Annotated in this window: 13 protein-coding genes and 1 other RNA gene; 6 read left to right on the forward strand and 8 right to left on the reverse strand. The window is 55.2% G+C overall.

The genetic code is table 11. The annotated features are described in order from the left end of the window. Positions 1–180: 180 nt before the first annotated feature. On the reverse strand, positions 181–888 hold the full coding sequence (locus tag GSQ62_RS03070) for an SDR family oxidoreductase (protein WP_161888146.1): 708 nt from the start codon (positions 886–888) through the stop codon (positions 181–183). 121 nt (positions 889–1,009) lie between these two features. On the opposite strand from GSQ62_RS03070, the gene GSQ62_RS03075 reads away from it, so the two are divergent. After that, positions 1,010–1,741: an MlaE family ABC transporter permease gene (locus GSQ62_RS03075; protein WP_161888147.1), complete on the forward strand. Its 732-nt coding sequence runs from the start codon at positions 1,010–1,012 to the stop codon at positions 1,739–1,741. Between the two features lie 16 nt (positions 1,742–1,757). Further along, on the forward strand, positions 1,758–2,543 hold the full coding sequence (locus GSQ62_RS03080) for an ABC transporter ATP-binding protein (protein ID WP_161888148.1): 786 nt from the start codon (positions 1,758–1,760) through the stop codon (positions 2,541–2,543). Positions 2,544–2,628: 85 nt separating this feature from the next. On the opposite strand, the gene GSQ62_RS03085 is transcribed toward GSQ62_RS03080, so the two are convergent. The 4 genes from GSQ62_RS03085 to GSQ62_RS03100 all read right to left on the reverse strand — a co-directional run bounded on the left by GSQ62_RS03085 (position 2,629) and on the right by GSQ62_RS03100 (position 6,374). Next, positions 2,629–3,933 carry a NupC/NupG family nucleoside CNT transporter gene (locus GSQ62_RS03085; RefSeq protein ID WP_161888149.1) on the reverse strand — a complete coding sequence of 435 codons (1,305 nt, stop codon included), beginning with the start codon at positions 3,931–3,933 and terminating at the stop codon, positions 2,629–2,631. A gap of 105 nt (positions 3,934–4,038) precedes the next feature. Then, entirely contained in the window at positions 4,039–4,641 is a 603-nt protein-coding gene (locus GSQ62_RS03090) for a bifunctional nuclease family protein (protein WP_161888150.1), read from the reverse strand. Between the two features lie 14 nt (positions 4,642–4,655). Beyond that, positions 4,656–5,630 carry an electron transfer flavoprotein subunit alpha/FixB family protein gene (locus GSQ62_RS03095; RefSeq protein ID WP_161888151.1) on the reverse strand — a complete coding sequence of 325 codons (975 nt, stop codon included), beginning with the start codon at positions 5,628–5,630 and terminating at the stop codon, positions 4,656–4,658. A gap of 3 nt (positions 5,631–5,633) precedes the next feature. Further along, the gene (locus GSQ62_RS03100; RefSeq protein WP_161888152.1) at positions 5,634–6,374 is read right to left on the reverse strand and encodes an electron transfer flavoprotein subunit beta/FixA family protein; all 741 of its coding nucleotides are present in this window, start codon (positions 6,372–6,374) and stop codon (positions 5,634–5,636) included. Positions 6,375–6,441: 67 nt separating this feature from the next. Here GSQ62_RS03100 and GSQ62_RS03105 point away from each other — a divergent pair, with 67 nt between their 5' ends. Beyond that, positions 6,442–6,774 (forward strand): heme biosynthesis protein HemY, encoded by a 333-nt coding sequence (locus GSQ62_RS03105; protein ID WP_161888153.1) that lies wholly within the window; start codon positions 6,442–6,444, stop codon positions 6,772–6,774. 378 nt (positions 6,775–7,152) lie between these two features. Here GSQ62_RS03105 and GSQ62_RS03110 read toward each other — a convergent pair whose 3' ends face one another. Then, the gene (locus tag GSQ62_RS03110; protein ID WP_161888154.1) at positions 7,153–7,449 is read right to left on the reverse strand and encodes an antibiotic biosynthesis monooxygenase family protein; all 297 of its coding nucleotides are present in this window, start codon (positions 7,447–7,449) and stop codon (positions 7,153–7,155) included. A gap of 328 nt (positions 7,450–7,777) precedes the next feature. Here GSQ62_RS03110 and GSQ62_RS03115 point away from each other — a divergent pair, with 328 nt between their 5' ends. The 3 genes from GSQ62_RS03115 to rnpB all read left to right on the forward strand — a co-directional run bounded on the left by GSQ62_RS03115 (position 7,778) and on the right by rnpB (position 10,415). Next, positions 7,778–8,674 carry a DUF2279 domain-containing protein gene (locus GSQ62_RS03115; RefSeq protein WP_161888155.1) on the forward strand — a complete coding sequence of 299 codons (897 nt, stop codon included), beginning with the start codon at positions 7,778–7,780 and terminating at the stop codon, positions 8,672–8,674. Positions 8,675–8,823: 149 nt separating this feature from the next. Further along, positions 8,824–9,774, forward strand: a complete 951-nt coding sequence (locus GSQ62_RS03120; RefSeq protein ID WP_161888156.1) for a Smr/MutS family protein — start codon at positions 8,824–8,826, stop codon at positions 9,772–9,774. Between the two features lie 182 nt (positions 9,775–9,956). After that, positions 9,957–10,415, forward strand: an RNA gene (rnpB, locus tag GSQ62_RS03125) — RNase P RNA component class A. Positions 10,416–10,559: 144 nt separating this feature from the next. On the opposite strand, the gene GSQ62_RS03130 is transcribed toward rnpB, so the two are convergent. Then, entirely contained in the window at positions 10,560–12,887 is a 2,328-nt protein-coding gene (locus GSQ62_RS03130; RefSeq protein WP_161888157.1) for a DUF7133 domain-containing protein, read from the reverse strand. Between the two features lie 73 nt (positions 12,888–12,960). Next, on the reverse strand, positions 12,961–14,280 hold the full coding sequence (locus tag GSQ62_RS03135) for an MFS transporter (RefSeq protein WP_161888158.1): 1,320 nt from the start codon (positions 14,278–14,280) through the stop codon (positions 12,961–12,963). Positions 14,281–14,388 lie beyond the last annotated feature (108 nt).

A 14,388-nucleotide genomic window follows, 5' to 3' on the forward strand; every position in this document is an offset into this window, starting at 1 on the left:
AGCATTTATGTATAGAGCGGCCATGCTCCGGTGAAGATGCTGGACTCGCAAAGCTACAAAAGCCGGACCACTCTTACAGCATGGCCGAGGCTTCCTGTTTGACCTCAAAAACTGTTGGGCTTATATATACCGCCATGTTTTTTATTCCCCTACACGCCCGCCTGCATCCCTGGAGGAAGCCTACAGGTCGCCCAGCTGTGGACGGATGAGCAACTCCTCCACCACACTGTTCTCTGACAGCGCATAAGCGTTGAACATGGCCCTGGCCACATCCTCCGGCTTGATGAATCGCTCCGGCGGCAGGTCCACCCCTTCCCAGCTGGCCGTGAGGGTAGCGCCGGGCAGTATGGCCGTCACGCGCACGCCGTGCTCCTTCAGCTCCTCGCGCAGCACCTTCGTCATGCCATATAGCGCAAACTTGGAGATGCAGTAAGACCCGCCGTTTATATAGGGCGTGATGCTGGCTGTGGAGCAAAGCGTGAATATATGGCCGGAGCGCCGTTTGATCATGCCGGGAACAAGTCCCTTGGTGAGGTAGTAAGCGCTGTACAGGTTCGTCTGGATCATGAACGGCAGGGTCTCGTCGTCCTCCTCCGTTATCTTGCCCGGCACGAAAAGGCCGCTGTTATTCACCAGCACCTCCACCTCCACCCCCAGTTCCTTCACGTACTTCAGGAACAACTGCAGCGACTTCCTGTCGCTCAGGTCGGCCTCCCGGTAAAATACTTTGGAGAAGGTGTAGGACTGCTCAATCTCCAGCTTCAACTTTTGCAGGTCCTTTTCGTTTCGGGAGCAGGTGATGATGTGGAATCCCTCTTTGGCGAAGAGCTCGATGACGGCCCTGCCGATTCCTTTCGTTCCGCCTGTCACCAGAATGTATCGTTGCATAAATATGTGCCGTCGTGTATGTTTTGCGATTTTCAACGTAATAAGCGTAATATAGGCATTAAACCTTATTTTTGCTCATCATCCTGCACTTTAGCATGATTAAACGGCTACTGAACCCCCTATGCTTGAACAATTCGGAAAGTATCTACTTTTTATGTCGAGCCTTTTCACGCGCAGTGAATCGCCCCGCATCATATTCAACAGAACCATCGACGAGGCCATTCTTATTGGCATCAACTCCATCGCCATCGTAGCCATCGTCAGCACGTTCATCGGTGCGGTAACGTGTGTGCAGGTGGCTTACAACCTCAACAACGCCCTCATCCCCCGCTCCACCATTGGGTTTATGGTGCGCGAGATGACGATACTGGAGCTGGCCCCCACCATCACCTCCATTGTATTGGCGGGCAAGGTAGGCTCGAGCATTGCCGGTGGCCTGGGCACCATGCAGATAACCGAGCAGGTGGACGCGCTGGAGGTAATGGGTATCAACTCAGCCTCCTACCTGGTGCTTCCTAAATTAATTGCTTCGCTGTTTATGTTCCCGCTGCTTGTGATTCTGTCCATGTTTCTTTCCATTGCGGGCGGCTATGTGGCAGGCACGCTGTCGGGGGCGCTCACGGCACAGGAGTACGTCACGGGCATCCGCGAGGACTTTATCCCTTACAACATCGTGTTCGCCCTGATTAAGTCGGTGGTGTTTGCTTTCCTGATATCCTCCATCTCCTCGTTCAGAGGCTACTACACGTCGGGCGGGGCGCTGGAGGTGGGCGCCGCCAGCACCTCAGCCGTGACCAACGGTGTGATAGCGGTGCTGATCGCAGACTTTATATGCGCGCAGCTGCTGCTCTGAGCTTTTCCCTTGACTTATGATAGAGATCCACAACATACATAAAACCTTTGGCGACGTAAAGGTGCTGGACGGCATCAGCGGGGTGTTTGAGACAGGCAAAACCAACCTGCTGCTGGGCGCCAGCGGCACAGGCAAGAGCGTGCTCCTGAAGTGCATCGTGGGCCTAGTGAAGCCGGACATCGGCAGCGTCACCTTCGACGGCACCTACTTCACCAACAACAAACTGGATATCCGGCAGGAGATTCGCCGCAAGATTGGCATGCTCTTCCAAAGCTCCGCCCTCTTTGACTCCATGACGGTGGAGGAGAATGTGGCGTTCCCGCTGAAGATGCTGACGCCGGACATGCCGAAGAGCGAGCGCATGGACCGGGTGAATTTTTGCCTGAAGCGCGTGGGGCTCGAAGACGCGAACAAAAAGATGCCCTCCGAGATCAGTGGGGGCATGAAGAAGCGCGTGGGCATTGCACGGGCCATTGCCCCGGACTGCACCTACCTCTTCTGCGACGAGCCCAACTCCGGCTTAGACCCGCTCACCTCGCTGAAGATAGACGAACTGATAAAGGAAATCACCTATGAGTTCAACATCACGACGATTATCGTGACGCACGACATGAACTCCGTCATCGAGATTGGCGACAACATCATGTTCCTGTACCAGGGCAGAAAGGTGTGGGAAGGCACCCGCGACGAGATCATGGACTCGGATGTGCCGGAACTGAATGAATTTATCTTCGCCAACCGCCTGATGCGGGACGCAAAGAAAGTAGAGGACGGCGGGGGAGGCCACCACCATCCTTCCTGACACTCCCTATATAAACATATCAACGCGGAAGCCCGGCTATAGCAACCGGGCTTCCGCGTTTACATAGGGCAGGCAAAGCAGCCGCTTATAGCTCAAACAGCATCCCGGCTACGGTGGCCGTCATCATGCAGGCCAGCGACGCGCCCAGCAGCGCGATAAAGCCCAGCCGCGACAGGTTGCCCTGCTGGTTTGGCGCCATGCTTCCGATGCCGCCAATCTGGATGGCGATGGAGCTGAAGTTGGAGAACCCGCAGAGCGCGTAGGTCGCCATCACGATAGCCTTCGGCGACAGCGTGCCCGCATCCTTCATCTCTGCCAGGTCCAGGTAGGCGACAAACTCGTTGATGGCTGTTTTCTGGCCGAGCAGGCTGCCCACCTGCAGCGTATCCACCCACGGCACACCCATGATAAACGCGAAAATCCTGAAAATCTGCCCCAGTATATACTGCAGCGAGAAACCGTCGAAGCTGCCGCTGGTGGAAGCGACCACCCATTCGTTCAGGCCTGTCCAGTCTCCGACCAGGTCGGTGAGCAGGTAGTTGACGAGGGCAATCACGGCGATGAAGGCCAGCAGCATGCCACCCACGTTCGCAGCCAGCTTCAAGCCATCCGCCGCCCCCCTCGAAAGCGCGTCCACCAGGTTCACGCCCAGTTGCTCCTCGTTCATCTCGAGTTTTGTGGTAATCTTCTCCGGCTCGGTCTCCGGCACCAGTATTTTAGACAGCACAATGCCTGCCGGGGCGTTCATGATAGAGGCGGTGAGCAGGTGCGCCGCGAAAACGGCCCGCTGCGCCGGGTCGTCGCCCCCTAAAAAAGCCACGTAGGCGGCCAGCACGCCGCCGGCCAGTGTGGCCATGCCGCCCGTCATCAGGCACATCAGCTCGGAGCGCGTCATGCGGGCAATGAACGGTCGCACCAGCAGGGGGGCCTCCGTCTGGCCCAGAAAGATGTTGCCGGCGGCAGAGAGGCTTTCAGAACCCGAAAGCCGCATCCCCTTCGACATGACCCAGGCAATCCCGAATACTATCTTCTGCAGAATACCCAGGTAGTAGAGGCCGGAGGAGACCGTGGAGAAGAAGATGATGGTGGGAAGAACAGAGAAAGCGAATATATAGCCCAGCCCCCCGTTGTTAGCGGGGTTGGCCAGGTTGCCGAAAAGGAACTCCGCCCCTGCCTGCGAGAAGTCGAGAAAGATGACAAAGCCGCGGCTCACTACCGCAAATCCATCCGCCACCAGCGGCACCTGCGTCACCAGCACGCCGAACAGCACCTGCAGGAAAACACCGAAGACAACCAGCCTCCAGTTAATCAATCTTTTGTTTTTTGAGAACAGGAAAGCAATCGCAAGCAGGAGAAGCAAGCCAACGACTCCTCTTAAAATGTCAAACATACTGAGGGGAAAAATTTGCCAAAAGTAGATGTTATATCTTATAAAACAAAAAGGCCCCGCACCACAACGGTGCAGGACCTTTTTGTTTTATATATGGCCTATGTTTTAATTCCGCTTGTTCAGTTCGTCCCTGATTTTTGCCGCCCGCTCATAGTCCTCTTTCTCCAGCGCCTCGTTCAACATCTTGTTCAGGTCGTCCACCGAAGTCTGGTTAAGCGGCTCCCTGGCGCTTGAAGAAGCGGATGAGGGAGTGCTCTTCACAGCCATTTCATCCGATTCCTCCTCTTCGTCCTCCAGGTCGCTGAGGATGATGCCCGCCTCAGACAGCACGCTCTCCACGGTATATATGGGTACCCCGAAACGGAGACCGATGGCAATGGCATCGGAGGGGCGCGAGTCGAGCTCAAAATCCCGGGTGCCGTCGGTACACATAATCTTGGAGTAGAACACGCCTTCTTTTAAGTCTGATATCAGAATCTCTGTTATCGTCACGTCCACCTGCTCGGCGAAAGTCTTGAACAGGTCGTGCGTCAGGGGGCGGTTGGGGTTGATCTTCTCTATCTGGATGGCGATAGACTGCGCCTCGAACATGCCGATGATGATCGGCAGCCTCCTGTTTCCGTCTCTTTCCCCAAGCACAAGCGCAAAAGAGCCTGTCTGAGACTGGCTTGATGAGAGACCAAGTATCTCTAACTGAATTTTCTCCACAGTTTTCTTTTATTCTATTTGTCTAAAGCTTTGGCAGCTTCTATCAGTTTCGGCACTACCTCAAACGCATCGCCCACAATGCCGTAATCTGCGGCTTTGAAGAACGGCGCTTCCGGATCCTTATTTATAACGGCAATCACTTTAGAAGAGTTAACCCCGGCCAGGTGCTGTATGGCGCCGGAGATGCCGATGGCTATATATAAATCAGGGCTCACCGTGATCCCCGTCTGGCCAACGTGCTCGTGGTGCGGCCGCCAGTCCATGTCAGATACGGGCTTGGAGCAGGCCGTGGCCGCGCCGAGCACCCTGGCCAGGTCCTCGATCAGGTGCCAGTTCTCAGGGCCTTTCATGCCGCGGCCACCAGACACCACAATGGATGCCTCGGGCAGCAGCACGCCGTCCGTCTCCTGCATCACGGTTTCCTTCGGTGCCCCGGCAAAGTCGGCATCGGCCAGATCCGCTGAGAAACTCTCTACGGCGGCGGTGCCGCTACCAGCTGTAATATCTATGGAATTCTTCTTGATGGCAATGATTTTGAGGTCGGCTGTGAGCGCCACGTCGGCAAATGCCTTGCCCGAGAACACGCCGCGCGTCACCACAAAGCTCCCGCCTTCCATATTAGGCAGCGTTGTGACGTTGGTTGCCAGCGAGCCGTTCAGGCGCACCGCCAGTTTGGCCCCGATGGCCGCCCCGATGTTGGAGTTTGAGAACACCAGCACCTTTGCGCCCTCCTGCGCTGCCGCACTGGCGATTACTTTCACATAGGCATTGGCCACAAACTGGTTCAGCCGGGAGTCTCCGTCATATAAAACTTTTGATATCCCCTGTTCCCCCAGTTTTGCCAGGGCATCCTCATGCACCTCCCCGATGGCTACGGCCGTGGCCGATGTGCCCAGCTGCTGCGCCACCCGACTTCCGTAGGTGGCTGCCTCCAACGACGATTTTTTTATCTCTCCGCTGAGGCCTTCTACAAATACTAATACAGACATAGCTTATAGTACTTTAGCTTCGTTTCTCAAAAGTGTAATCAATTCCCCGGCGTTTTCGGGAGCTATCATCTTCACCCCGCTTTTCTTCTCCGGCTTGCTGTAGCCCACGTAATCGGCCTTCACGTCGGCAGCAACCGGCTCCACAGCCTTCAGGGGCTTGGTGCGGGCCGTCATGATGCCGCGCATGTTCGGGATACGCGGCTCCGACATGGGCTGCTGGGCGCTTGCGACGAAAGGCAGCTTTACCTCCACAATCTCCTTGCCCCCCTCAATCTCCCGCTCCAGGCGGGCCGTGCTGTCATCCACCAGGTCCAGTTTAAAGGCCGGCACCACCGACGGTATGCCCAGCAACTCTCCCACCATGCTGTGTACCTGCGAGCCGTTGTAGTCAATCGACTCCTTGCCCATCAGGATGATGTCATACTGGTTTTCCTTTGCGACGGCTGCAATCTGCTGCGCCACGAAAAAAGAGTCCTTCGGGAAAGCATTTACCCGGATGGCATCGTCTGCGCCGATGGCGAGCGCCTTGCGGATGTTTGGCTCCGTGTCGGCCTCCCCCACGTTCAGTACCGTTACGGTGCCTCCCTTGGCCTCTTTCAGCTCAATGGCTCTGGCCAGGGCATACTCATCCCATGGGTTTATCACGAATTGCACGCCATTTTTATCAAAAGCCTTGTTATCAGCCGTGAAATTTATTTTGGCCGTGGTATCCGGTACGTTACTGATGCAAACTAATATTTTCATGGGTAGAAATGTTAGCTTTTTAAATTTTAGATTTGTGCGAAGTTAGTTAAAATATAGCCAATACGAAATGAACGAAAGCAGACTGGAACAGCTCTACGGGTTTCTGAAAGATGACCCAAACGACCCCTTCCTTCTATATGCCATCGCCACGGAATACCGGCAGGCGGATCCGGAAAAGGCTCGTGAATATTACGAGAAGCTACTGGCTGAGCACGAGAGCTACGTTGGCACCTACTACCACGCCGCTAAACTGTACGAGGAAACCGGGCAGAACGATATGGCGGAGCAGACATATAAAAAAGGCATGCAGATCAGCCGCCGCGAAGGCAACATGCACGCATTCTCAGAACTGCAACAGGCTTACAACAAGATGATGGGCCTCGACTACGAAGACGACTGATCGGCTACCTGCCATCTCGTGCTGCTTTAATCAAAAATAGTATGCATGCAGCACATTTGCAAGTATGCTGCTAAAGCTGCTGCGATGTAGATAAGGATGTAGTTTATCCCGGGGAAGGCAGGGTTTAACACGGCGGATTGCCTGTACCAGCGTGTCACCCTGCGTAGCCTTTTCGGCTAAGCAATAGAGCAGTGAGCGGCAGGCCATATATAACAGGTCATCGATAAAACAAATCCGCACCGCCTATGCAGGGTAGACTTCTTTTATATGCTTTACTGAACGAAACCTGCCGCCCATATATAAAGTTATATATAAAGATTTGCAAAAGGCAGAAGCCAGGCTGAAGCAGTTGAGCGATACCCCGCTGCGTCTTTCTTTTTATTCGCAGATCTGTTCGAAGAAGCGCACTTTGGCGCTGTGCGGCACTAGCCTCAGCCCCTTCGGCACGTTCTGGTGCGACTCCTGCATGTGGTTTTTATACCATGCGTTGTAGCTTTCCTCGCCTGCCCAAAAGGTCATCATCCATATCTCATCCGGGTTTTCCTGCGGGCTCAGCACCTGCATCCGGATAAAACCCGGTGCGCTGTCCACAAAATGCGGCCTGTTGATAAAGGCTTCTTTCACCTGGGGCGCCATCTCATTGGCGATTGTAAAGGTACTTAACGCTACAAACATAAGGGTGTGATTGACACTCTACCAAGTGTTTTTAGGCCCTGCATCCGCGCAATGCAGGAGCGCCCCTGGCAGAATGGGTTCATATATTCTACAAAGACAACCAAATCGCGGCACAAAATCAAATCCGCCACCGCGCATTACACAGATTTGCCTGTAAGCATCCTGTGTTTACCTGCCGCCAAAACCTCCGTTTTATATCCTGACACCCTATATGGACATCATCCGTCACCCGCCTTGGCACCGGAATTTTATGTGATTCCTGGAAGTCCCGCGCCGTCGCTTTGCTTAACTGCTGCTACCTTCTTCCATATTGCGTACCTTTGGTGGGATGACCCGAAAGCTATACCGCCTGCTCGGCCTGCTTCTGCTCGTGCTGCCTGTGGCGGCGCGGGCCCAGGTGCAGCCAGACACTTCCACCCTCAGCAAACCCCGCCTGATAGCCGTGGGTGCTGGCTTTGGGGCGGCCTATACCGCCACGCTGGTATCGCTGAACAAGGCCTGGTACACTGGAGACCGCACTGATTTCCATTTCTTCGACGACAGCCACGAATGGCGCAACATGGACAAAGCGGGCCATTTCTGGGGAGCCTTCCAGCAGAGCCGCGTGGGCATCGACATGCTGCGCTGGGCGGGTGTGCCCGAGCAGAAAGCTATCTTGTATGGTGGCCTCACGGGAATTCTGCTGCAGACGCCGATTGAGATTTTCGACGGCTACCAGCCGGAGTATGGCGCATCGGTAAGCGATGTGCTTGCGAACACGGCCGGGGCCGCCGCGGTGGTGGCCCAGCAACTGGCCTGGCACGATATCCGCATCATGCCCAAGTTCTCCTTCCACACGACCCGCTACGCCGCTGTGCGTCCAAACGTGCTGGGCAGCGAGCTACACGAGCAAATTTTGAAAGACTACAACGGCCAGACCTACTGGCTGTCGGCAGATATAGGCGCGTTCCTAAAGCCTGAAAGCAAGTACCCGAAGTGGCTGAGCATCGCGGTGGGATATGGCGCGGAGGAAATGGTATATAACCACGAGCCTGGAAACGAGGCCGCAGGCTTTCAGGCGCACCGGCAGTACTACCTCAGCCCCGACCTGAACCTGATGCACTTCAGAGGCCGCAGCAAGGTGCTGAACACGGCTTTATATATCCTCAGCATGATAAAAGTGCCGGCACCGGCGCTGGAGTATAACCGGCAAGGCGGCCTGAAACTGCACCCGCTCTATTTCTGATTTTATATGCCTTCTCAGACGCAAACTACCGCCTTAGGGCACCGGACCTGATAAATCCGTACCTTTGCGAAAGCCATGTTGAGGCGCTTAGCACGTAAAGCCATATATAAGCTGCCATCAACAAACAACTAGAAACGAACAACGAAAATATGAACGTAGGAGACCGCGTGCGGTTGATGTCGGGCCGCGAGGAGGGCATTATTACCCGCATTTTAGATAATAACATCGTAGAAGTAGCCATCGACAACGATTTCACGATTCCGGTGGCGCGCCGCGAGGTGGTGGTGATTGCGAAGGAAGAGGAAACTTACCTGAAAAAGGACGAAGGCATACAGCCGGCAACTAAAAAAGCGACGGCCGCCCCGCTGTTGGCGGCGCAGGGCATCTACCTGGCGCTGGTGCATCAGTCGGATGAGTTGCTGGCCGTGACGGTCATCAACAACTCTGACCACGATGTGCTGTTTACGTCGGGCGAGGAGCGCGAAGGGAAGTACCGCGGGCTGCAGAACGACCGGCTGACACCCAAATCCACGCGCGTGATATCGCATTACCACCTGAAGGACTTCGAGAGGTGGCCCAGCCTGCTGGTGCAGTTCATCCAGCACCGCAACGGGAGCCCCACCCTGTACGAGCCGGTTACAAAGCGGGTGCAGTTCAAGGCCAGCTCGTTCTACAAAAGCAGGAAAACAGCGCCTGTGCTCAACAAAGAGGCTTATCTGTTCCAACTCGACCAGAAGCCGGTGGCAGTAAACACAGACAAGATCGCGGAGCAACTGCTGGAGGCCACAGCCCAGCACGAGCATTTTAAGCTGCAGGCACCGGAGCACGAAGTGGACCTGCACATCGAGAAACTGGTGGACGACTTTAGCGGCATGAGCAACAGCGCCATCCTCAAAGTGCAGTTGGAGAAGTTTCAGGACAGCCTGGAGCGCGCCATGGCCTCCAACATGCACGAGATCGTGTTCATCCACGGAGCCGGGAACGGCGTGCTGCGCAAAGAGCTGCAGAAAGTGCTGAGCCGCATGCCAGGCATCAAGTTTTTCGAGGATGCCCGCAAAGAGAAATTCGGCTACGGCGCCACGCTGGTGAAACTGAAGTGAGTTTGAAAGTTTAGAGTGGTACAGCTATCTGAAGCTATGCGCTAAAAATGGCTTGAATACAATGATTTATTTTGTTCGAATGAGAACGCTCAAACTCTATAATTTTCTAAATTTCTAACTCCCAAACTGCAATCCGAACCACAGGTCCGGATTTATTGTTAGCTTTACAGCACAAAAACTTAACAGCAAGCCGTCTTATCGCCGCGAAAGCTTTCGGGGAGGAAAGTCCGGGCAACACAGAGCATCCTACTTCCTAACGGGAAGGGTCTGTTTCGGGAACGAAACAGATACAGCCAGTGCCACAGAAAATAACCGCCCTGTTTTAAATTATGAATTAGAAATTCAAAATTAGAAGTGACTCATTTTTAATTCATAATTTTTAATTTATAATTAAAGCGGGGTAAGGGTGAAAAGGTGCGGTAAGAGCGCACCAGCGGCTGGGTGACCAGTTCGGCTGGGTAAACCTTAGGAGTTGAAAGACCAAATAGGTCCCGACTTACGGAGTTGCTCGCTCCTTGGCAGTTTCGGCTGCCTGTCGGGATGGGTAGGTCGATGGAGCCTGCGCGCGAGTACAGGCCTAGATAAATGATAAGATCCCGACTCATCGGGAACAGAACCCGGCTTACAGGCTTGCTGTTATTTTTTGTGTTTCTCCCTAAGCAGCTCTATATAAAAAGAGCCCCCACTGTACAAGCACACCTTTTCAGGCCTGGTATCATGATAACCCACCCACTAAAGCTGATCATGGTCCAAAGCCTTAGTGGGCAGGTATCAGAAAGGCAGTCCTACTGCAGTTGGTTCAGTTCCTCTACGGTGAATGCGTTTTGACGGCCTTTCAGGCTTTCACGCACTTTTTTCACCTCTTCGGCCGTCACCTTGCTGGCGTTGTTCTGCCACGACTTCCGGATATAGCTCAGCAGCTGTGCTACGTCTTCGTTAAGCAGATCTTCATCATAGCCAATGCCCGGCATGTCGCCGTTAATTTCGGGGGCTTTGTACAAATGGCCGTTCACCGTCACAGGGCCGGTCAGGCCGAACAGCACAATGGGAATGAGCTTGTCCTTGTCTCCGGTCACCCATTCCGACTTGTTCAGCGGCGGAGCCAGCGACCGCACACCGTTGCCGTCCGGGCCGTGGCAGGTCTGGCAGGTGGAGGCGAACATGGCTGCCCCTTTCGGGAACTCTTTTCGCAGAGCCTCCGGGTTCCGGTTTTTCCTGGCCTCGTTGGTCCGTGTAATTACCCGTTGCAGCCTTCTATTAAATGTAAGCGAAGTATCCGGTGCGATGGACGCAGTTATTTTCTGAAACGCCTCTTCCCGGTTCTCCAGGTTGCTGATGACGGCATCGGCTATATACTCATTCGAAGGATACTTTTTAACTAGCTGCTGCAGCAGCTTAGTTGCGGCTGCCTCATCAAGCGGCCGGATATGGTTCGCCAGGAAAGCCACGTAAGGCGCTGCCAGGGTATCGTTGCTGGCTACCAGTTGTTCCAGCACCGGCACGACCTGCCTGAAATTTGTCTTATCCAATACTGATGGCAGCACACTCAGCGCCTGCATCCGTACCGGCCACACCGGCTGCTTCAGCAGTGCCAGCACCTCTTCGGTTTTCAGGGCACCCAGTCCTTCCAGCGTCCAGAGCGCGTGCATCGCCTGCAGGGGCTTGTCTGTTGCTTGCGCAGCCTGCCGCAGAGCCGGTATCGCCGCGGTATAGTCCCGGTCTATCAGCATTTGCTGCGCATTGTCGCGCACCCAGCCGTTGGCGTGTCCCAGTAGTTTCACCAGTTGCGCCGGGTCTTCCGGCAGATCCACCATTTTAGCTTCTCTGTTCTCAGGAACTATCCTGTAGATGCGGCCATACTTCAGGGGCAGCGTCAGGTCACGGCTTTCAATCTGCTTCTGCAGGTAGTCAGTCAGGTAGGTTTTGTGCTGGATGATGCCGCGGTACATGTCCACCACATACAGCGCACCGTCCGGGCCGTTGTACAAACTCACCGGGCGGAAGCGTTCGTCCACGCTCGCCAGAAACTCTTTCTCTTTGTAAGCCTGCTCTCCGCCGGTGATGTAGCCGCTTTCGCTCAGGACGTTGCGCTTGATAAGGTTTGCCGAGGGCTCCGCCACAAACACGTTCCCTTCGTAGGCCTCGCCGAACAAGCCGCCCCGGTACACCGCGGGCCCGCTGGCCGCCGTAAAGTTCACCAGGCGCAGGCTGTCGTCCAGGGTGCCCTCCATATATCCCCTGTTCACGCCGGGCGTCGGCCGGATGGGGTAAACCCTGTTGTTGGAAACGATTCTTTCATTGAAACCTGCCACATCGCGCTGGTGCTCGTTCGCGGCCCCGAAACCCGGCGAAAAGTAATCCCCCAGCAGGTTTGCCGAGTTTGTGTTGTAGTACAGCCGCCCGTAGTTGTCCTGGGTGATGCCCCACTGGCCCCGGAAGTGCGTCTGCTCTATCAGCCACTTGTCGCCCACTTTCCGGTAGCTCTTGGCCGATTTGGCGTTATATATCCAGTTGTCCATGGCCCGCAGCAGGCCGTTGGGTTGGTGCTCCACGTTGCCGCCCACGGCATACTCGGCATCCACCAATGTTCTTTTCCCCGGCTTGCCGTCGTTTATCTCGTAGTACCAGAGGCTTGGCGGCTCGGCCACCAACAGGCCATTGTCCACCAGGGCAATGGCTCGCGGCAGCACCAGCGAATCCAAGAAGATGATCCGCTCATCGGCTACGCCGTCCTTGTCTGTGTCTTCCAGAATAACGATTTTACCGTTCGGGATGTCTTCGCCGGTTCCGGCCGTGTCGGGCATATAGCCGTCCATCTCCACCACCCACATGCGCCCGTCGTAATCGAAGGTGAGGGCAACGGGGGTGCTTACCAGCGGTTCGGCGGCTACCAGCTCCACGTCAAAGCCCTCCTCCACCTGCATCAGGCCAAGGGAGGCTTCCGGAGAAACGGGGGGCGATTCTTCCAGGTTATAGCTAACAGGCACCTGCCGCACGGCTTCTTCCTGCTGCGAAGCTGCGGCCTTCTCCGGCGTTGTGGTCTTGTTGGCCTGGCAGTAAAACAACGTACACGCGGCAGTTGTGGCGATAATCAGGTATTGATTTTTTTTCATCTTACGCATCCACTTTCTATATGGCAAAAGCTCTTATGGCTAACGGCGCGAGCGCCAGCTTCTATATATAAGGCTATAACTCCACCGGCTTCATGCGCCTGGTCAGCAGGTGTATTATCAGCCAGGCCAGCAGGTAGGCAAACCCGCAGATAATAAACAGGATGTTGTAGCCGGCCGTGATGTTACCGAGCTGTTCATAATACTGCAGCAGCGCCCCCACGAGCAAAGGGAAAAGAGTAGAGGCGATGGACCCGGACATGCCGCCGATGCCGACCACTGAGCTTACCGCCCTTTTGGGTACGATGTCTGACACGATGGTGAAGATGTTGGTGCTCCAGGCCTGGTGCGCCGCCGCCGCCAGACTGATGATGCCAACGGCCACCCATATATCCGTGGCGTACCTCGCCAGTATAATCGGCATCACCACAATGGCCACAATCAGCAAAGTGACTTTCCGAGCCTTCAAAACGGGCCATCCCCGCTTAATCATATAGGACGACAGGTAGCCACCCCCGATGCTGCCGAACGTAGTGGCGGTGTAGACCACGGCCAGCGGCAGGCTGGGCTTGGTCAGGTCCAGGTTAAAGGTGGTGGCGAAGTAAGAGGGCAGCCAGAACAGGAAAAACCACCAGATAGGGTCTGTCAGCACTTTACCCACGATGAACACCCACGTCTGCTTGATGCGCAGGAGCTTACTCCAGTTCAGCGTGCCTGCGCTTTCCACGACGGCCGGCTCGTTGTCTATATGGATGAAGGCGTACTCCTCGGGGGTGATTTTTTTGTGGCGCGAGGGCACCTCATAGAAGAGCCACCAGAATATCAGCCACACAAAGCCCAGCGCACCGGTAATGATAAAGGCCTCCTGCCAGCCGTAGGCACTCAGCAACAAGGGCACCAGGAGCGGCGCCGCCACGGCCCCGATGCTGGTGCCGGAGTTAAAGATGCCGGTGGCCAGGGCGCGCTCCCTCTTCGGAAACCATTCCGCCACCGCTTTCACGGCCGCCGGAAAGTTGCCGGCCTCCGCCAGCCCCAGCAAACCTCTTACGAGGCCAAACCCCAGCGTGGTGCGCGCGGCGGCGTGCAGGATGGCCGCAATGCTCCACACGGTAACAGAAACGGCATACCCCATTTTGGAGCCTATCTTATCGATGATGGTGCCGAAAATGATGTAGCCCAGGGCATAGGAGGCCGAGAAAAACATGATGATGTACCCATAGTCCAGCTCCGACCAGTTGAATTCAGCCTCCAGGGTAGGTTTCAGCAGGCCGATAACCTGCCTGTCGATGTAATTGATAGTCGTCGCAAAGAAGAGCAGCGCGCAAACTATCCAGCGGTAATAACCTGTTTTGGCTATCTCCGTGGCAGCCTCCTGGCCTGTTTTAACTTTCTCCATGGTATATACTGTTTTCTGTTGATGAGGCTATATATAAATGTGGTTCTAAAGCCTGAGGGCTTGAGCCGTTCAGACCGTGGCTAATTGATTACCCAATCAGCAGACAAG

Origin of the sequence: Pontibacter russatus (genome assembly GCF_009931655.1) — a bacterium.
GTDB lineage: Bacteria > Bacteroidota > Bacteroidia > Cytophagales > Hymenobacteraceae > Pontibacter > Pontibacter russatus.

What these genes read in the sequence shown, in the direction of transcription:
- GSQ62_RS03070 (WP_161888146.1), bottom strand. Translation starts at nt 888, where the DNA reads ATGCAACGATACATTCTGGTGACAGGCGGAACGAAAGGAATCGGCAGG.
- GSQ62_RS03075 (WP_161888147.1), top strand. Translation starts at nt 1,010, where the DNA reads ATGCTTGAACAATTCGGAAAGTATCTACTTTTTATGTCGAGCCTTTTC.
- GSQ62_RS03080 (WP_161888148.1), top strand. Translation starts at nt 1,758, where the DNA reads ATGATAGAGATCCACAACATACATAAAACCTTTGGCGACGTAAAGGTG.
- GSQ62_RS03085 (WP_161888149.1), bottom strand. Translation starts at nt 3,933, where the DNA reads ATGTTTGACATTTTAAGAGGAGTCGTTGGCTTGCTTCTCCTGCTTGCG.
- GSQ62_RS03095 (WP_161888151.1), bottom strand. Translation starts at nt 5,630, where the DNA reads ATGTCTGTATTAGTATTTGTAGAAGGCCTCAGCGGAGAGATAAAAAAA.
- GSQ62_RS03100 (WP_161888152.1), bottom strand. Translation starts at nt 6,374, where the DNA reads ATGAAAATATTAGTTTGCATCAGTAACGTACCGGATACCACGGCCAAA.
- GSQ62_RS03105 (WP_161888153.1), top strand. Translation starts at nt 6,442, where the DNA reads ATGAACGAAAGCAGACTGGAACAGCTCTACGGGTTTCTGAAAGATGAC.
- GSQ62_RS03110 (WP_161888154.1), bottom strand. Translation starts at nt 7,449, where the DNA reads ATGTTTGTAGCGTTAAGTACCTTTACAATCGCCAATGAGATGGCGCCC.
- GSQ62_RS03115 (WP_161888155.1), top strand. Translation starts at nt 7,778, where the DNA reads ATGACCCGAAAGCTATACCGCCTGCTCGGCCTGCTTCTGCTCGTGCTG.
- GSQ62_RS03120 (WP_161888156.1), top strand. Translation starts at nt 8,824, where the DNA reads ATGAACGTAGGAGACCGCGTGCGGTTGATGTCGGGCCGCGAGGAGGGC.
- GSQ62_RS03130 (WP_161888157.1), bottom strand. Translation starts at nt 12,887, where the DNA reads ATGAAAAAAAATCAATACCTGATTATCGCCACAACTGCCGCGTGTACG.
- GSQ62_RS03135 (WP_161888158.1), bottom strand. Translation starts at nt 14,280, where the DNA reads ATGGAGAAAGTTAAAACAGGCCAGGAGGCTGCCACGGAGATAGCCAAA.